Source organism: Thermocrispum municipale DSM 44069 (assembly GCF_000427825.1).
GTDB lineage: Bacteria > Actinomycetota > Actinomycetes > Mycobacteriales > Pseudonocardiaceae > Thermocrispum > Thermocrispum municipale.
The window spans coordinates 73181-90226 of sequence record NZ_ATYT01000007.1 but is presented as its reverse complement, the minus strand read 5'-3'; the positions used below and the strand labels follow the sequence as shown (position 1 = coordinate 90226).

The 17046-nt window shown below is 69.7% G+C and carries 15 protein-coding genes and 1 pseudogene; 8 read left to right on the top strand and 8 right to left on the bottom strand.

Features of this window, described 5'->3' with window-relative positions; genetic code table 11:
* The 4 genes from YWM_RS0108845 to YWM_RS0108830 form a co-directional block, all read right to left on the bottom strand.
* The gene (locus YWM_RS0108845; protein WP_028850429.1) at positions 1 to 1251 is read right to left on the bottom strand and encodes a glycosyltransferase family 4 protein; all 1251 of its coding nucleotides are present in this window, start codon (positions 1249 to 1251) and stop codon (positions 1 to 3) included.
* Positions 1251 to 2768, bottom strand: coding sequence for a 1,4-alpha-glucan branching protein domain-containing protein (locus YWM_RS0108840; RefSeq protein WP_028850428.1), 1518 nt, complete (start codon positions 2766 to 2768; stop codon positions 1251 to 1253). The genes YWM_RS0108845 and YWM_RS0108840 overlap by 1 nt, the downstream gene beginning before the upstream one ends.
* The gene (locus tag YWM_RS0108835) at positions 2765 to 3571 is read right to left on the bottom strand and encodes a class I SAM-dependent methyltransferase (RefSeq protein WP_052344694.1); all 807 of its coding nucleotides are present in this window, start codon (positions 3569 to 3571) and stop codon (positions 2765 to 2767) included. The genes YWM_RS0108840 and YWM_RS0108835 overlap by 4 nt, the downstream gene beginning before the upstream one ends.
* A 403-nt stretch (positions 3572 to 3974) precedes the next feature.
* The gene (locus tag YWM_RS0108830) at positions 3975 to 6242 is read right to left on the bottom strand and encodes a (Fe-S)-binding protein (protein ID WP_028850426.1); all 2268 of its coding nucleotides are present in this window, start codon (positions 6240 to 6242) and stop codon (positions 3975 to 3977) included.
* A 306-nt stretch (positions 6243 to 6548) separates the two neighbouring features.
* Here YWM_RS0108830 and YWM_RS0108825 point away from each other — a divergent pair, with 306 nt between their 5' ends.
* The 6 genes from YWM_RS0108825 (at position 6549) to mnmA (ending at position 12629) form a co-directional block, all read left to right on the top strand.
* Entirely contained in the window at positions 6549 to 7337 is a 789-nt protein-coding gene (locus tag YWM_RS0108825) for an electron transfer flavoprotein subunit beta/FixA family protein (RefSeq protein ID WP_028850425.1), read from the top strand.
* A gap of 34 nt (positions 7338 to 7371) precedes the next feature.
* Positions 7372 to 8331 carry an electron transfer flavoprotein subunit alpha/FixB family protein gene (locus YWM_RS0108820; protein ID WP_028850424.1) on the top strand — a complete coding sequence of 320 codons (960 nt, stop codon included), beginning with the start codon at positions 7372 to 7374 and terminating at the stop codon, positions 8329 to 8331.
* A gap of 156 nt (positions 8332 to 8487) precedes the next feature.
* Positions 8488 to 9276, top strand: a complete 789-nt coding sequence (locus tag YWM_RS0108815) for a GNAT family N-acetyltransferase (protein ID WP_028850423.1) — start codon at positions 8488 to 8490, stop codon at positions 9274 to 9276.
* A gap of 98 nt (positions 9277 to 9374) precedes the next feature.
* Positions 9375 to 10280: a lysophospholipid acyltransferase family protein gene (locus YWM_RS22775; RefSeq protein WP_245565980.1), complete on the top strand. Its 906-nt coding sequence runs from the start codon at positions 9375 to 9377 to the stop codon at positions 10278 to 10280.
* Positions 10281 to 10317: 37 nt separating this feature from the next.
* Positions 10318 to 11541, top strand: coding sequence for a cysteine desulfurase family protein (locus YWM_RS0108805; protein WP_028850422.1), 1224 nt, complete (start codon positions 10318 to 10320; stop codon positions 11539 to 11541).
* Positions 11538 to 12629, top strand: coding sequence for a tRNA 2-thiouridine(34) synthase MnmA (gene mnmA / locus YWM_RS0108800; protein WP_028850421.1), 1092 nt, complete (start codon positions 11538 to 11540; stop codon positions 12627 to 12629). The genes YWM_RS0108805 and mnmA overlap by 4 nt, the downstream gene beginning before the upstream one ends.
* A 114-nt stretch (positions 12630 to 12743) precedes the next feature.
* Here mnmA and YWM_RS0108795 read toward each other — a convergent pair whose 3' ends face one another.
* The 4 genes and pseudogenes from YWM_RS0108795 to YWM_RS0108785 form a co-directional block, all read right to left on the bottom strand.
* Positions 12744 to 13328: an LURP-one-related/scramblase family protein gene (locus YWM_RS0108795; RefSeq protein ID WP_245565979.1), complete on the bottom strand. Its 585-nt coding sequence runs from the start codon at positions 13326 to 13328 to the stop codon at positions 12744 to 12746.
* Positions 13329 to 13400: 72 nt separating this feature from the next.
* Positions 13401 to 13499: pseudogene (locus YWM_RS27165) on the bottom strand (DUF2510 domain-containing protein); the annotation flags it as partial.
* Complete coding sequence (locus tag YWM_RS0108790; protein ID WP_043660264.1) at positions 13499 to 14524, bottom strand: phospholipid scramblase-related protein; 1026 nt, start codon at positions 14522 to 14524, stop codon at positions 13499 to 13501. The gene YWM_RS0108790 and the pseudogene YWM_RS27165, both read right to left, overlap by 1 nt.
* A 37-nt stretch (positions 14525 to 14561) precedes the next feature.
* Positions 14562 to 15167 carry a hypothetical protein gene (locus YWM_RS0108785; RefSeq protein ID WP_028850418.1) on the bottom strand — a complete coding sequence of 202 codons (606 nt, stop codon included), beginning with the start codon at positions 15165 to 15167 and terminating at the stop codon, positions 14562 to 14564.
* A 40-nt stretch (positions 15168 to 15207) separates the two neighbouring features.
* On the opposite strand from YWM_RS0108785, the gene YWM_RS0108780 reads away from it, so the two are divergent.
* Both YWM_RS0108780 and YWM_RS22770 read left to right on the top strand, forming a co-directional pair.
* Positions 15208 to 16257, top strand: coding sequence for a uroporphyrinogen decarboxylase/cobalamine-independent methonine synthase family protein (locus tag YWM_RS0108780; protein ID WP_043660261.1), 1050 nt, complete (start codon positions 15208 to 15210; stop codon positions 16255 to 16257).
* Between the two features lie 51 nt (positions 16258 to 16308).
* Positions 16309 to 17043, top strand: a complete 735-nt coding sequence (locus YWM_RS22770; protein WP_052344725.1) for a hypothetical protein — start codon at positions 16309 to 16311, stop codon at positions 17041 to 17043.
* The last annotated feature ends 3 nt before the right edge of the window (positions 17044 to 17046 follow it).

The following is a 17046-nucleotide window of genomic DNA, read 5'->3' as shown; positions in this document are numbered from 1 at the left end:
TCAGGTCTGGAACGCGTTACCGGTGGCGATCTTCGGGCGGCCCAGCGCCTGCGGCCCGGCGGCGCGGGCGTTGCGATAGACCTCCGTGGTGGCTTCGGCGATGGTCGGCCAGTCGAAGTCGTCCGCCAAGCGGGCCTTGGCCGCTTCCGCACGCCGCTTGGCCGCCGCACGATCGGACAGCACACCGTGCACGGCCGCGACCAGCCCGTCGACGTCGCTGGGTTCGAACGCCAAACCGGTGACGCCGTCCTGCACCACTTCGCCCAACCCGCCCGCGGTCGAGGCGACCAGCGGGGCGTTGGCCGCGGCGGCCTCCAGCGCCACGATCCCGAACGGCTCGTACCGGCTGGGCAACACCACGGTGTCCGCACCGGCCAGCACCGCGCGCAGCTCGCGATCCGGCAAGTGCCCGACGAAGTCCACCGCGCGGCGAATCCGCAGCTTGCGTGCCTGTTCGACGAGCGGGTCCAGATGCCTGCCCTTCCCGGCGACGACCAACCGGGTGCCCGGATGCAGCCGGCGGATCCGCGGCAGCGCGGTGAGCAGGTCCTGCACGCCCTTCTCGTACTCCAGCCGTCCGAAGAACAGCAGCAGCGGGCCACCGTTGCTGTGTCGCGCCCGTGCCGCCTCCACCTCGGCCTTCGACACCTGCCACGACCGCTGCTCGATGCCGTTGTGGATGACGTGAATGTTCTCCGGCGGGATCTCGAACAGGTGCGCCACCTCGGCCCGCATCGCCCGCGAGCAGGTGATCAGTTCGTCCGCGCGGTTGGCCAGCCACCACTCGACCGAGTGGATCTGCTGGTTGATCGGGTGCGACAGCCAGCCCGAGTGCCGCCCGGCCTCGGTCGCGTGGATCGTGCCGATCAGGGGCACCCGGGCGGCCTCGGCGAGCGTGATGGCCGGGTGGGTCACCAGCCAGTCGTGGGCGTGCACGACGTCCGGTCGCCAGGACCGCAGCAGCTCGTAGCCTGCGCGGATCATGGCGTGCCCCATGGCCAGCGTCCACGCGGCCAGATCGCGTTCGAACGTCACGTGCATCGGGTCCTCGGCGACCCGGATGATCCGCACGCCCTCGACGACGCTGTCGGTCGTCGGATGGGTTTCCGCGTCCGTGCCGGACGGCTGGCGGCACACCACCGCGACCTCGTGCCCGGCCTCGGCCAGATGACGCGCCAACGCGTGCACGTGCCTGGCCAGCCCGCCGACCACCACAGGCGGGTACTCCCACGACAGCATCAGGACGCGCATCAAGTCTCCGATCGTTGCAGGCGGCGGGCATCGAGCTGGCCGAACAGGTGGTCCGCGGCGCGCTGCTGGTCGGCCAGCGCAGCGGCCTGGGCCGTCCGCCCGGCGTCGAGGGCGTCGGCGAGCAGAAAGAACCGGTCGGTGTGCTCGGCGGCGCGCCGACGGGCGTAGTCGGCGGCCGAGTTCTTGGTGACCATGAAGGCCCAGTCGCTGGACAGCGCCAGCAGCGCTTCGCGCACCAACTGGTCGGCCGCCGGGTCGCGGGTGGTGCTGCCGATCTTCGCCACGGTCCGCAGCAACCGCTGCTGGAGCTCGTCGTTGCTCTGCACCATGTCGGCGACCTGCTCGCCGTCCCACACCCGCCAGTCCTTGCCCGAACCCCACGACGAAGCGGGCAGCTCGACCGGATCACCGACGTGGCCCGCTTCCGCCGCTCCGCGCAACGTCGTGACGCGCACCCCCGCTTCCGGCAGCGCGCGCAGCACACCCTCCAGCCACATCGGGCCCTCGTGCCACCAGTGACCGAACAGCTCGGTGTCGTAGGCGGCGATCACCAACGCGGGCCGTCCGTGCTGCTCGCGCAGGTCCCGCAGGCGTTGCACGACGGTGTCGACGAAGTCCTTGACGTGCGCATGGACGGTCTGGGCGGCGCGCGCGGCGTCGTAAGGCGCCTTCTCCGGCGGCGGCACCTGCTTGCCGGTGACCCGTGACGGCTTGATGCCGACGGCGTGGTCCCAGGTGTGGAAGTCCCGGTAGGCCGCATGCCCGGGATAACCGGCCTTCGGCGACCACACGCGGTAGGTCACCTCGAGATCGCGGCCGAAACACAGCACGTCGGTCTCGCCGACCGGCCGCGCGACATGGGTCCGGCCACGCAGCGCGGGTCCGTCGACCAGGAACCGGCGGACCCCGGCGGCCGCGTAGTCGTGTTCCAACCCGGGCGTGTACCCGCACTCCGGGGCCCAGATGCCCTCGGGCCGGTGACCGATCCGCAGCCGGGTGTCGGCCAGCCCCTCGGCCAGCGCGAACGCCCGGACGTCCTCGGCCAGCAAAGGTTGGAACGGATGCGTCAGCGGCCCGCCGAGCAGTTCAACAACCTCGGCGTCCACCAGCGGACGAAGCATCGGGGACAGCCCGTGCCGCCAGTCGGTCTGCAGCTGCTCGGCGGCGGCCACGGCGGTCCGGTGCTCCTCGGCGGCCAGTTCCCGTAACAAGGCGTCACCACGCCACCGCTGGGCGGCCTGCTGCGCCCGCAACTGCCAGTGGCCGATCCATTCGTGCACCCCACGCAGCGCGTACGGGTCGTCGAGCTGAGCGGCCAGCACCGGCGTGACGCCCAGCGTCAGCACATCCTGTTTGCCCTCGTCGGCGAACCGGTGCAGGAGGTCGAAAACCCGCAGGTAGGAATGCGTCCACGCCTGGTAGAGCCATTCTTCGCCGACCGGCCAGCTGCCGTGGTGCAGCAGCCACGGCAGGTGACTGTGCAGCACCAGGCAGAAAGTTCCCTCGTCCGTGTTCACTGCCGCACCGCCACGGCGATGAGGTCCAGGCTCGCGTCGATGTCCTCGGTCTGCACCGTGAAATCGTCGGCGGTCAGCGACGCCACGTCCATCAGCAGGCGCTCGGGCCACGGGGCGGTGCCGGGCAGGTGGCCCATCACCACGTCCAGCTGCGCCTCGATCACCGAACCGCCGTACCGCTCGTCCAACGCCTGCACCCCGGGCCCGTGATGCAGGCCGCGCATGCTCTGTACCGCAAAGCCGGCACCGTGCAACAGCTCGGCGAGCTCGTCGGCGGTGAGTTCCCGCGTGTGGTACGGGTTCAGCGGGGTGTCGGAGTCCGGGGTGAACGTCAGCCGGTTCGGCGTGGTGCACAGCAGCGGCCCACCGGGACGCAGCACTCGGCGACACTCCGTCAGGAACCCGTGCTGATCCCACAGATGCTCGATGACCTGCAGATTCGCCACCACGTCGACGCTCTGGTCGGACAGCGGAAGCACGGCGAGGTTGCCGCGCACCGGACGCACGGAGGCATAGGTCTCCGCCACGTGCCGGACGCAGTCCTCGTCGTAGTCGACCGCGACGACCCGCTCGGCGACCTCGGCGATCATGTTCGCGCCGTACCCCTCACCACAGCCGGCTTCCAGCACCACGGCGTCCCGACACAGCGGCAGCAGCGCCCGGTAGGCGGCTTCGTGCCGACGGAACCAGTAATTCTCTTCCTGCACGCCGGGCACCGTCCGCTCACCGCTGAGGTGGAGCTGGACAGACCGGGCGGCGGACACGTCGGTCACCGGCCGGCCTCCGGCACCGGGACGAGCCATCGCGCACCCTGTGGAACGACTGCCATGGACACGAACCTACCCGTGAGTATCTCGCGCTGCCCGACCGGAGCCGACTCTCCGGCGATCACCGAGCGTGCGGTTGTGGGGCGATCGGGGGACACCGCGGCGCCACGCACTCGGAAATACTCGTTTGCGGGGTCGGCACGGCCGGCGGGGGATGCGGCGGTGCGATGAGCGCGGGGCGCGCGGACCCAGGTTGACGGGGGGAGACAACCGGGGATCGACGACCGTCGGCACGCAGGTGTCTGGTCGTCGAGACCACAGTCGCGAGCGGTGCAAAAGCTGCCGCGGAACAGCCCGCGTTCATCGCACTCGCTGTGCTGCCACGAGCGAGCGCAGGCGGCGGAGGTGGGGGTGTGCGCCGCCTGCGCAGCCAGCCCGGTCAGGACTCCGACGGCTCCAGCTCGGACGTGGCCTTCGGCTTCTCCTCGCCGCGCTTGACCGCTTCCAGCAGCAACTGCGCGACGTCCTTCACGCCGACATTGGTGCCGATGTCCTCGCTGCCCCGCTGGGTCAACCCGTCGGCGACCATCACCTTGCAGAACGGGCAGCCGGTGACGACCGTGCCCTCGGCGTCCTTCGCGCCGTTGCCGTTGCCCAGCGTGTCCAGCGCCTCGTCGACCCGCTCGAGGTTGATGCGCTTGCCGATGTGCTCTTCCATCCACATCCGCGCACCACCGGCGCCACAGCACAGCGCCCGGTCGGCATGCCGCGGCATCTCCGCCAGCTCGGCGCCCGCGGCGTCGATCAGCTCACGCGGCGGCGAGTACACCTTGTTGTGCCTGCCCAGGTAGCACGGGTCGTGGTAGGTCACCGTGCGCCGCTCCATCGGGCCGACCCCGTCGACCGTGGTGCCCTCCGGCGGCGTGATCGGCACCAGCTTCTTCTCCCGCACCAGCTTGTTCAGCAACTGGGTGTGGTGGATGACCTCGTAGTGGCCGTCCAGCTGCGGGTACTCCCTGCCGAGCGTGTTCATGCAGTGCGGGCAGGTGGTGACGATCTTGCGCTTGACCGGCTCGCGGCCCTCGAACACCGAGTTGAGCACCTCGACGGTCTGCTGCGCCATCATCTGGAACAGGAACTCGTTGCCCGCGCGGCGAGCCGAGTCGCCGGTGCAGGTCTCCTCGGTGCCCAGCACCACGTACTTGACGTCCGCGCGGTGCAGCAGCTCCGCGGTGGCCTGCACGGTCTTGCGCGCGTTGTCGTCGAACGCGCCCGCGCAACCGACCCAGAACAGGTACTCCACGTCGTCGGCCAGCTCACCGTCGTAGACCGGCACCTCGAAGTCCAGCTCCTTGGCCCAGTCCAGCCGCTCGGAGTTGTTCTGCCCCCACGGGTTGCCCTTGTTCTCCAGGTTGCGGAACAGCGTGCCGAGCTCGCCGGGGAACTCCGACTCGATCATCACCTGGTGGCGACGCATGTCGACGATGTGGTCGATGTGCTCGATGTCCACCGGGCACTGCTCGACGCACGCCCCGCACGTGGTGCACGACCACAGCACGTCCGGGTCGATGACCCCGAGCTGCTCGGCGGTGCCCACCAGCGGACGGGTGGCCTGTCGCGGGTCGTCCAGCGCCATCCGGGACGAGCCGGACTCCGGCACGCCATGGCCCTTGGTCTCCACCGAGTCCACCGCGTCCGGCGCTTCCTTGCCGCCGATCAGGTACGGAGCCTTCGCGAACAGGTGGTCGCGCAGGTCCATGATCACCAGCTTCGGCGACAGCGGCTTGCCGGTGTTCCACGCCGGGCACTGGCTCTGGCACCGCCCGCACTCGGTGCAGGTGGCGAAGTCCAGGTAGCCCTTCCAGGTGAAGTCCTCGATGGCGCCCCGGCCGAACGAGGCGTCCTCGTCCGGGTCCTCGAAGTCGACCGGCTTGCCCTTGTGCTCGATCGGCAGCAGCGGCCCGAGGCCGTCCGGCAGGCGCTTGGCCGACACGTTCAGCGGCGCCAGGCCGATGTGCAGGTGCTTGGAGTGCAGCACGATCAGCAGGAACACCAGCATGACGCCGATGTGCAGCAGCAGACCGAGCCGGTCCAGCACGAAGATGGTGTCGGAGTCCAGCCCGCCGAGCATCCAGCCGACGGCGTCCGAGGCGAACGCCCCGCCGTCCTTGTACGGCAGGTGGCCGCCCGCCGAAGCCGCGCCGCGGAACAGGAACATCGTCCACAGCACGTTGAAGATCATGAACAGGATCAGCCACGCGCCGCCGGTGTGCGAGCCGTAGAACCGGGAAGCGCGCTGCTTGCGCTCCGGCGCCTGCTTGATGCGCAGGACGGAGAACACGACCAGCCCGATGAGCGCGGCCAGCGCGATGAAGTCCTGCAGCGCGCCGAGCAGATCCCACTTGCCGATGATCGGGATGGCGAAGTCCTCGTCGAACAGCGCACCGTAGGCCTCGAGGTAGACCGTGGCCAGGATGAAGAACGCCCACATGGTGAAGAAGTGGGCGAGGCCGGGCACGGACCACTTGAGCAGCTTGCGCTGACCGAACACCTCGACGAACTGCAGCCACACCCGCTTGGCCAGGTTGTCGCCGCGGTCGGTGGGTTGACCCGACCGGATGAGCTTGGTCAGCCACATGATGCGCCGGGCGGCGAGCGCCGCCACGACGACCGTGGCCAGCAAGCCGATGATCAAGGTGGGAATCACGGGTCCTCCGGTGGTGGTGCGTCAGGGGGAACGCGGCCGATGGCGGACAACTTAACTGTTGAGTAGCCGACGCGAAAGTCGGGTACCGGGTGGTGTGACGAAGTATCTGGACGATCGTCCAGGTAAATTGCGATTCCGCGTGAATGATGTCACGCGAAGCGCTGGACGCTGGGATTTCGCCTTAAGCTACCGGCCGGTAGGGCTATAAGGTCGCGCCCAAGTTCTGCCACACAAGCACGAATCCATCAGCTGTCCCACAGCCGACCGACAGCCGAGCGGCTGCCATCAGGAGGTCGAAGTAGGCCCATGACCAACATTGTCGTTCTGGTCAAGCAGGTGCCGGACACCTACTCGGAGCGCAAGCTTTCCGACGCCGACTACACGCTTGACCGCGAGTCCGCCGACGCGGTGCTCGACGAGATCAACGAGCGTGCCGTCGAAGAAGCCCTGAAGATCGTCGAGGCAGGCGAGGGCGAGGTCACCGTCCTGGCCGTGGGTCCGGACCGCGCGACCGATGCCATCCGCAAAGCCCTGTCGATGGGTGCGCACAAGGCCATCCACGTGTCCGACGAGGCGCTGCACGGTTCCGACGTGATCGCCACCGCGAAGGTGATCGCGGCCGCGATCGGCAGGCTGGACGGCGTGGACCTCATCATCGCCGGCAACGTCTCGTCCGACGGCGGCGCCGGTGGTGTTCCGGCCATCCTCGCCGAGCTGCTCGGCCTCCCGCAGCTGACCCACGCGCGGGCCGTGACCGTCGAGGGCAGCACCATCAAGGTCGACCGGGAGACCGCCGACGAGGGCGTGACGCACCTGGAGGCGCAGCTGCCCGCCCTGGTCAGCGTGACGGAGAAGATCAACGAGCCGCGCTACCCGTCGTTCAAGGGCATCATGGCCGCCAAGAAGAAGCCGGTCGAGACGCTCACCGTCGCCGACCTTGGCATCGACGCGAGCGAGGTGGGCTTGGCCAACGCGTGGTCGAAGGTGCTGGAAGCGGCACCGAAGCCGCCGCGTGAGGCGGGCCAGAAGGTCGAGGACTCCGGCGACGGCGGCGTGAAGATCGCCGAGTACCTCGCGGGCCAGAAGCTCATCTGAAGACCCCTGTCGATACCCAAGGAGACGCAAACCAATGGCTGAAGTTCTGGTTCTCGTCGACCACGTCGACGGTGAGGTCAAGAAGTCCACGTTCGAGCTGCTGACCGCCGCGCGTGCGCTCGGCGAGCCGTCCGCCGTCGTGGTCGGTGCGCCCGGCAGTGCCGCCAAGGCGAAGGAGTCGCTGGCCGCCTACGGCGCGGCGAAGGTCTACGTCGCCGAGTCCGACGACGCGGCGAACTACCTGGTGACGCCCAAGGTCGACGCGCTGCAGGCCGCGGCGGGCAAGGCGTCCCCCGCGGCGGTGCTGGTACCGGCGACCGCCGAGGGCAAGGAGGTCTCCGCGCGGCTGGCGGTCCGGCTGGACGGGGGTCTGCTGGTCGACGCCGTCGGGGTGAACGAGGACGGTAGCGTGCAGCACAGCATCTTCGGTGGCGCGTTCACCGTGAAGGCGCAGGCCACCAAGGGCATTCCGGTCATCTCGGTGCGGCCGGGTTCGGTCGAGCCGGAGGAGGCCTCGGGTGCGGCCGCCGAGGAAGCGCTCGAGCTGCCCGCGGTCGACCCGGCCAAGGCGACCAAGATCACCGGCCGGGAGCCGCTGGTCGGCGGTGACCGTCCGGAGCTGACCGAGGCGTCCGTCGTGGTCGCCGGTGGTCGTGGTGTCGGGTCCGCCGAGCAGTTCTCGGTGGTCGAGGCGCTGGCCGACTCGCTGGGTGCCGCGGTCGGCGCGTCCCGTGCGGCCGTCGACTCCGGTTACTACCCGGCCCAGTTCCAGATCGGGCAGACCGGGAAGACCGTTTCGCCGCAGCTGTACATCGCGCTGGGCATCTCGGGTGCGATCCAGCACCGCGCCGGCATGCAGACGTCCAAGACGATCGTCGCGGTGAACAAGGACCCGGAGGCCCCGATCTTCGAGATCGCCGACTTCGGTGTGGTCGGTGACCTGTTCCAGGTCGCGCCGCAGCTGCAGGAGGAGATCACCAAGCGCAAGGGCTGACGTCCGGACAGGACGAATGTCGCAGAATGGCCTCTCGCCGCTCGGCGGGAGGCCATTCTGTCGTGCGGCCGGTGTGCGCTGGGGCTTCGGGCGGGGATACGCCGACAGGGTGCACCGGGCGGCAACCGGCTTGCGCGGGCTGGAATCATCAACGACATGACGTCATCGCAGTTGCTGGCCAGCATCCACAAAGGAGCGGGCAAGACCGGGGGGAAGGGCTCGGAGACCGGCGGCTACTCGCTGCTGGTCGCCAAGACCGAGGAGGAGGTCGTCGCCGCCCAGCGGCTGCGGCACCAAGTGTTCGGCGTCGAGATGGGCGCCACGTTGCACTCGCTGGTGGAGGGGCTGGACGTCGACGAGTTCGACCAGTTCTGCGACCACCTGGTGGTCCGGGAGGACGCCACCGGCGAGATCGTCGGAACGTATCGGATGCTGCCGCCCGACCGGGCGGCCGAGGCGGGCAAGCTCTACTCCGACACCGAGTTCGACCTGACCAATCTCGCCGACCTGCGGCCGAACTTGGTGGAGACCGGTCGCTCGTGCGTGCACGCCGATCACCGCACCGGCGCGGTGGTGAGCCTGGTGTGGACCGGGATCGCCCGCTACATGGTGCTGTCCGGCCACCGGTATCTGGCCGGCTGCGCGTCGGTTCCGCTTGCCGACGGTGGGGCCTATGCCGCGTCGGTGTGGGACATGCTGCAGGAGAAGTACTACGCGGACGAGGACCTGCGGGTCCATCCGCACCATCCGTGGCAGACCGAGGGTGTGCCGCGGGTGGACAAGCTTGTGCTGCCGCCGCTGGTGAAGGGGTACCTGCGGCTGGGCGCGCGGGTGTGCGGGCCGCCCGCGCACGACCCGGACTTCAACGTCGCGGATTTCTTCGTGCTCCTCGACATCCAGGCCGTCGACGAGCGGTATGTGCGGTTCTTCCTCGGTGACAAGTAGAGTTCGTGGTGGTCCCCAGGGGGAGCGGCTGAGGGTAGGGGAGCATGCCGAGACAACGACCGGTTCCGACGAGCTCATTGCCACAGGCGCATCGGTGGATGCCGACGTCGCCGTGTGGCCCGGATTGCGTCGAGGGGGAGAATCCGCCGTCGGTCGGCCGGATCCGCGTGGTGCTGCGGCTGGCCATGGCGCTGCTGGTTCTGCTGGCCGCGGGCATCGCCAGCCCGCTGCTGGTGCTGACTCCACGCCGCGGTAGGCAGGCGCTGGTCCGCGCGCTGTTCAACTCGCTGCTGCGGGCGTTCGGCGTGCGGATGGTGGTGCACGGGCGGTCGCGGCTGGTTCGCCGGCCGGGTGACCAGCAGGGCGTGATGATGGTGAACAACCACATCTCGTGGCTGGACATCGTCGCGCTCAACGCGGTGCAGCCGATGCGGGCGTTGGCCAAGTCCGAGCTGCGCAGCTGGCCGGTGCTCGGCGGGCTCATTCGCCGCGCGGGCACGGTGTTCGTGGACCGGGAGAACCTGCGTTCGCTTCCCGGCACGGTGGCCGAGCTGGCCGAGGCGTTCCGCAGCGGCTCGATGGTCAACGTGGCCGGTGAGGGCACCACGTGGTGCGGTAAGGCGTCCGGCCGGTATGTGCCTGCGCCGTTCCAGGCGGCGATCGACGGCGGGGCCGCGGTGTTGCCGGTCGCGTTGCGCTACCGGTTGGCCAACGGGCGGCAGACCACCGCGCCGGCGTTCATCGGCACCGAGTCGCTGATCGCGTCGCTGATGCGGGTGGCGCGGGTGCGCGGGTTGACCGTCGAGATGTTCGTGTGCCCGCCGATCCCGCCCGGCAAGACCGATAACCGCCGCGAACTGGCCGACCTGACCGAGAGCGCGGTGCTGTCCGCGCTGGGGATCACCGCGGCGATGGGGTCCCGGCCGTGGCAGCCGCGCATCCTCGAGCCGGATGCCGAGCAGGTGCACATCGACCGAGCGCGTCGCGCCGATTCGGCGGCCTGACGGCCCCGGCAGCGGCGGGCGATACCCTGGAGGGGTCATGACCTCCATGCAGCGCCCAGCCCGCTCGGCTTATCTCGACCATGCGGCGACCACGCCGATGGTCCCCGCGGCGATCGCGGCGATGACCGAGGCGATGTCCGAGGTGGGCAACGCCTCGTCGCTGCATTCGTCGGGCCGGCGAGCGCGCCGCATGGTGGAGGAGTCCCGCGAGTCGATCGCCGACGCCGTGGGCGCGCGTCCGTCCGAAGTGATCTTCACCGGCGGCGGCACGGAAGCGAACAACCTCGCGGTCAAGGGCTTGTACTGGGCCAGGCACAAGGCGGATCCGGCGCGCACCAGGGTGCTGGTGTCGGCGGTGGAGCATCACGCGGTGCTCGACGCCGTACAGTGGCTGGCCGACGACGCCGGGGCTCAGCTGACCGTGCTGCCGGTCGACGCCGAGGGCCGGGTGGTGCCCGAGGCGGTGCGGTCCGCGCTGCAGGCCAACCCCGCTGACGTCGCACTGGTCACGGTGATGTGGGCGAACAACGAGGTCGGCACGATCAACCCGATCGCCCAGATCGCGCAGGTCTGCGCCGAGTACGGTGTGCCGCTGCACACCGATGCGGTGCAGGCGGTCGGGTCGGTTCCGGTCGACTTCGCCGCGTGCGGTGCCACGTCGCTGGCGTTCAGCGGCCACAAACTGGGCGGACCGTACGGCATCGGGGGGTTGCTGTTGTCCCGCGATGCGGAGTGCACACCGTTGCTGCACGGTGGCGGTCAGGAGCGCGATGTGCGCTCCGGCACGCTGGACGTCCCGGCGATCCGGGCGCTGGCGGAAGCCGTGCGGTACGCGGTCAAGGAGTTGCCGGAGACCACCGAGCGGCTCACCGGGCTGCGCGACGAGCTGGTGCACGGCGTGCTGGATCGCGTCCCGGACGCGGTGGTCAACGGGCCGAGGTTGAACGGCGACCGGCTGCCGGGCAATGCACACTTCAGCTTCCCCGGGTGCGAAGGGGACAGCCTGCTCATGCTGTTGGATGCCCGCGGGATCGAATGCTCCACCGGGTCGGCGTGCACCGCGGGGATCGCCGAGCCCAGTCACGTGTTGCTGGCGATGGGGGTGGATCCGCGGGACGCGCGCGGGTCGTTGCGCTTCTCGCTGGGGCACACGTCAACCAAGTCGGACGTCGAGGCGCTGCTCGCGGAGATCGAAGGCGTCGTCGAGCGCGCGCGCAAGGCGGGACTGACCACGAGGCGCGCGGGAAGGGTACGGACATGAAGGTGCTGGCCGCCATGAGCGGCGGTGTGGACTCCGCGGTGGCGGCGGCGCGGGCGGTGGACGCCGGGCACGAGGTCGTCGGCGTGCATCTGGCGCTGTCGGCCAAGCCGGGCACGTTGCGCAACGGAGCCCGTGGCTGCTGCACGATCGAGGACGCTCGGGACGCGCGTCGGGTGGCCGACCTGCTCGGCATCCCGTTCTACGTCTGGGATTTCGCCGAGCGGTTCAGCGAGGACGTGATCGAGACCTTCGTCGGCGAGTACGCCGCGGGCCGTACGCCGAACCCGTGTGTGACGTGCAACGAGAAGATCAAGTTCGAGGCGCTGCTGGAGAAGGCGATCGCGCTGGGGTTCGACGCGGTGGCCACCGGCCACTACGCGCGGTTGCGGATCGTCGACGGCGTGCCGCAGTTGCGGCGCAGTGCCGACGCGGGCAAGGACCAGTCGTACGTGCTGGCGTCGCTGACCGCCGAGCAGCTGCGGCATTCGATGTTCCCGCTGGGTGACTCGGTGAAGTCCGAGGTGCGCGCCGAGGCGGCCGAGCGCGGGCTGATGGTCGCCGACAAGCCGGACAGCCACGACATCTGCTTCATTCCGGACGGTGACACCAAGGCGTTCCTGGAGTCCCGGCTGGGGCGCAAGCCGGGCAAGCTGGTCGACGCGAAAACCGGGGCGGTGCTCGGCGAGCACACCGGCGTGCACGGGTTCACCGTCGGGCAGCGTAAGGGCCTGGGGATCGACGCGCCTGCGCCGGACGGGCGGCCGAGGTACGTGCTGGCGCTGGAGCCGGTGTCCGGCACCGTCAAGGTCGGCTCGGCCGAGGATCTGGGCGTGACGGTGATCGAGGCCGACAGGGCCAACTGGCCGGCGAAGCCGCTGGACGGGCCGACCGAGTGTCAGGTGCAGGTGCGCGCGCACGGCGGCGTGGCGCCCGCGGTCGCGGTGCCCGACGGCGATCGGGTGCGCGTCGAGCTGCGGGAGGCGCTGCGCGGCGTCGCGCCGGGTCAGACGCTGGTGCTCTACCGGCCGGACGAATCGGCCGGTGACCTGGTGCTGGGCGCGGCGAAGATCACCGGCTCACACCGCTGACGGGCCATCGCCGGACGACACCGCCGGCGGCCGGGCGTCATCGTGCCTCTGCAGCTGCCAAGCCAGCGATGCGGATCGTCCGGCCGTATCCGGTGCGCTCCTGCCGGTTCGAAGTCAGGTGGTCGGGTGGAAGGCGTGATCCACCGCGAACGGCGCCAGCAGCACGAGTGTGCCGAGGGGCTCGCTCACCCTGTGCGGCCTGTGCAACCAGTAGCTGTCGCCGTCGGCCGGAATGTCGGGCAGCGGATTGTTGCCGAACTCCCGCTTGACGATCTCGGCGATCTCCCGCTTGTCACCATCGGTCACCTTGTGCGTGGAGGACAGCCAGCTGGTCTCGGACAGCCCGCCCACCCGGTTGTCGCCGACGTAGAAGCTCGACCGGTTACGCCCAAGACCCCAGGTGTCGGCTCTGATCGCGCCGACCGGCCGCCGGTTGGCGTCGGTGATGGTGATCAGGGGCTTGAAGATCGCCCCCATCGAGTTGTTCGCCTGCTCGATGCACGCCAGCACCGCACCGGTGGCATCGAAGAACCGGAAGTGCGCGGTGGCCTGCTCCTGCTTGGGCGGCAGCGTCACCCCGACACGCCCGTGCTCGTCGGTCTGATGCACCGAGCCGAGTTGGTGACCATCGGCGTCGACGTAGACGTACGACGCGGCATTGCCCTTCGGCGGCTGCTCGATGACAAGCAGTTCCTGCACCTCGTACAGCGGCCCGCGACCAAGAACGCTGCGTGCCGGTTCGGTCGACTCGGTCGACGACCCTGGGTGTGGACGCGTGTGTCGGGTCCATGCCGAGCCGTCCCACCAGCGCACCGAGGACGGATCGTTGCTGTCGGTATACCAGCCAGGGGGTGGAGTGGTACCAGTCATCAGTCCCGTTCGAAAAACACCTGGTCCAACGCGCACGCCGAGATCAACACCAGGCTGCCCAGCGGTTCGGGGATCGGGTTCGGGCGCAGCAGCACGTAGCTGTCGTCCTGGGTGAAGACCTCTTTGAACGACTTCTGTCCGACGCCCCGCTTGACGATCTCACCGACCTGGTTGCGGTTGGCGTCACGGCAGACGAAGCGCATGCTCGCGCTCGACCGCATGCCCTTGACGTGCTCGAAGTGGCCGATTTCGGTGCCATTGACGGTGAAGACGAAGCCGAGCTTGGCGAACACCTTCTTGCGTTCGACCATGCCGATCACCTGGTCCTGCGGGTTGAGGACCTCGAATTTCGGCTTGAGCGCGGCGCCGAGGCCCTGCGGGTGGCGCACCTTGAGCACCACCGCGTCCTGGGCGTCGGTCAGCGCGAACTCCTTCGCGCGCAGACCGGACAACGGGTTCATCATGTCCAGTGCCTTGCGGCCGAGTCCGTCGGCTTCCTTGAAGACACCGATCTGGGTGTTGCTGGTGTCGAAGATCTGGTAAGCGCCTGCGTTACTGGAGACGCCGAAGACCTTCACCTTCTGCGCGATGAGCAGCTCCGGTGCGGTGTACAGCGGGTGTTGAACGGTCGGTCCGCCCTGGAAGCCCTGCTGGGCCGGCTGCGGCGCGAACCCTTGCTGAGGCTGCGGTGCGAAGCCCTGCTGAGGCTGCGGTGCGAAGCCCTGCTGCGCAGCGGCGTACTGCTGCGGGGCCTGCTGGGGCGCGTACTGCTGCTGTGGCGCCTGCTGCGGAGCGTACTGCTGTTGAGGTGCCTGCTGCGGAGCAGACTGCTGCTGTTGAGGCGCCTGCTGGGGCGGGTACTGCCGCGGCTGTGGCGCCTGCTGCTGCGGCGCGGGAGGCGGCTGCTGAGCGGGCTGGGCGTGCGGGTTCGGCTGCGTGTGCTGGGTCCACGTCGAGCCGTCCCACCAGCGCAGCACCTGTGGATTGCCTGGGTCTTGATACCACCCCGGCGCAGGACTCGTCATGGGCCGGATCCTAACTGCACGTGTTGTCAGTTCGTGTTCAAACGGGCGAAGTCCATGTGCGTCGATTGAAATCGAGGACCAGTGTCCCGGCGAGCACCAGCGCGTCGACATGGGGTCCTGCGCTGCGATGCCGCACCACGACGTAGTAGCTGCGTCGCCACAATCGATGCCGGAGCGCGGTGTCGATCGGCAACCGGTCGTTGTACTCGGCGACGAGTTGGCCGTGGTGATCGAGGACCTGCTGTGGCCGTTTGCGGAACAGCCCGCGTTGCGGGGCGATCCCGCCTGCCGGAGCTCCGTTCACGGTGAACGTGTAGCCGGCGGTGCCGTTGAATGCGCCCATCGCGACCTGCCCGACGGGTGTGCCGTCCGGGCCGGTCACGGTGAGTTCCCGTCGTACAGGCGGCGAGAGCTGCATGTCGTGCGCCACGCGCAGCACGACGGTGCCCGCGGCATCGCGGATCTCGTAGTCGGACGATCTCGCCAACGGGCCACTCGGTGGATTCGCCCTGGGCGCCGTTTCCACCGTGACCACTCCGCCGAGCGGGCGCCCGGAAACATCCAGGTAGCTGAGCGCTTCCGCCGAGTCGGGCAGGTTGCCGCAGACGAGCTGGGGCGTGGTGAACAGTGGGTGCGGTTGCATGGCTGCGCACCCTACCGACGCGCCCGGTGCCCGTCGGCCGATGGGGAACGGGGACACTGGACACATGCTGCCTGTGGGGGTTTCCACCGGAATCGGATCCATGCCAGGTACCGATGCCGCCGAGGCATGCGCCGTGGTGCTGGGCGAGCTGCCCCAGCTGCCGTACCTGCCCGAGCTGCCCGACCGTGGGCTCGGCGCGGACATGATCGGGCGTTCCGCCGCCATGCTGGTCGACATCGCCGTGGAGTACGTGCCCACCGGCTACCGGGTGACCGCCAAGCCGGGTGCCGACCACCGGCGCGGCGTGGACCTGCTGCGCTGGGACATGGACGCGGTTCAGGAAGCGGTCGAGAAGGCAGGCGAGGCGCCGCAGGTCATCAAGACCCAGGTCGCCGGCCCGTGGACGTTGTCCGCCGGGGTCGAGCTGCCGCGCGGGCACCGGGTGCTCACCGACCGCGGCGCGGTTCGCGACGTCACCGAGTCGATGGTCGAGGGCGTCCGCGAACACATCGCCGAACTGCACAAGCGAACCGGCGCCCAGGTGATCGTGCAGCTCGACGAACCGACGCTGCCCGCCGTGCTCGCCGGCTCGCTGCCTACCGCCAGCGGCTACGGCACGGTCCCGTCGGTCCCGACGGCGGACGCCCGGGAGGTGCTCGCGTCGGTGATCGAACCGCTGAGTGCTGTCACGGGAGCGCCGGTGATCGTGCACTGCTGTGACACCCGGCCGCCGATCGCGCTGCTGCGGGCGGCCGGCGCCGGCGCGATCGCGTTCGACGCCACCACCGTCGACGGGGCCCCGGGAGCGCTGCTCGACGAACTCGGCGAGGCGTGGGACGACGGCACGGTGTTGCTGCTCGGACTGGTACCCACGCGACAGCCCGAGCAGCCGGTCACGCTGAAGGAGCTGGTGCAGCCGGCGTTCAACCTGGCCGACCGGCTCGGGTTCGCCCGCAGCACGCTGGCCGAGCGCGCGATCGCCACGCCGTCGTGCGGGCTGGCCGGGGCGTCCGAGGCGTGGCTGCGTCGTGCCATCACGTTGGCCCAGGACGCGGCCAAGGCGTTCGTGGAGCCGCCGGAGAGCTGGTGAGTCCGGGCGAACGCCGCACGCGCCGGCGGTAAGACGGTTACGGTGGGCGTCATGCGTTGGTTTCGCCGCCGGCTCGGCCGAGATGCGTCCGTTGAAGAACCGCCGCAGGAGCGGACCGACCCGGAATTGGCGGCCGAGGAGTTCTGGCGCGGCTGGTACGAGCTGCTGCCGAGGATCAGCGCGGCGCTGGGTGAGCGCGAGCCGCATCGCATCGAGTACGAATTGACCGAGTTGGTCGCCCGGATTCACCCGGACCTGCAGTTCTCCGTCGATCGCGGGGAGCGGGCGGTGTATTCGCTGGTCATCACCGGCCAGGAAGATCCGGCGTTGCGGCCGTACACCGATGCGTGGATCGCCGCCGCCCCGCCGGACGATCCGATCTGGGAGTTCCACGACTCGGTCCCGCCGGTGCCCGACCCCACCGGGGTGACGGTCAACCTCGGCGAACACCGCTTCGCGCTGGCCGACGTACGCGTGGTGGCGCAGGTGGACGAGGAGGCCGAGCAGGTCGACGTCGCCGTCCACCATCCGCTGCTGTCCGAGTTGGACGGCGCGGCACGGGATGCGATGACGTTTCTGCCGCTGGACGCCACGCTGGGGGAGCGGCTCGCCGGACGCTGGCTGCGGCGGGTGGAGTCGGCGGACAACGAGCCGGAGAACGCGATCACGCTGCTCGAGCTGCGGGACCTGATCCGCAAGCTGGACGGTCGGACCGAGGACGACGAGCCCGCCGACAGCGCGCAGGACGAGCCGGAAGAAAAGCCGGACGACGCCAACGGCGCATAAGCT

Coding starts and splice junctions, on each gene's coding strand:
- YWM_RS0108845 (WP_028850429.1), bottom strand. CDS start 1,251: ATGCGCGTCCTGATGCTGTCGTGGGAGTACCCGCCTGTGGTGGTCGGC.
- YWM_RS0108835 (WP_052344694.1), bottom strand. CDS start 3,571: ATGGCTCGTCCCGGTGCCGGAGGCCGGCCGGTGACCGACGTGTCCGCC.
- YWM_RS0108825 (WP_028850425.1), top strand. CDS start 6,549: ATGACCAACATTGTCGTTCTGGTCAAGCAGGTGCCGGACACCTACTCG.
- YWM_RS0108820 (WP_028850424.1), top strand. CDS start 7,372: ATGGCTGAAGTTCTGGTTCTCGTCGACCACGTCGACGGTGAGGTCAAG.
- YWM_RS0108815 (WP_028850423.1), top strand. CDS start 8,488: ATGACGTCATCGCAGTTGCTGGCCAGCATCCACAAAGGAGCGGGCAAG.
- YWM_RS22775 (WP_245565980.1), top strand. CDS start 9,375: ATGCCGACGTCGCCGTGTGGCCCGGATTGCGTCGAGGGGGAGAATCCG.
- YWM_RS0108805 (WP_028850422.1), top strand. CDS start 10,318: ATGACCTCCATGCAGCGCCCAGCCCGCTCGGCTTATCTCGACCATGCG.
- mnmA (WP_028850421.1), top strand. CDS start 11,538: ATGAAGGTGCTGGCCGCCATGAGCGGCGGTGTGGACTCCGCGGTGGCG.
- YWM_RS0108790 (WP_043660264.1), bottom strand. CDS start 14,524: ATGACGAGTCCTGCGCCGGGGTGGTATCAAGACCCAGGCAATCCACAG.
- YWM_RS0108785 (WP_028850418.1), bottom strand. CDS start 15,167: ATGCAACCGCACCCACTGTTCACCACGCCCCAGCTCGTCTGCGGCAAC.
- YWM_RS0108780 (WP_043660261.1), top strand. CDS start 15,208: ATGGGGAACGGGGACACTGGACACATGCTGCCTGTGGGGGTTTCCACC.
- YWM_RS22770 (WP_052344725.1), top strand. CDS start 16,309: ATGCGTTGGTTTCGCCGCCGGCTCGGCCGAGATGCGTCCGTTGAAGAA.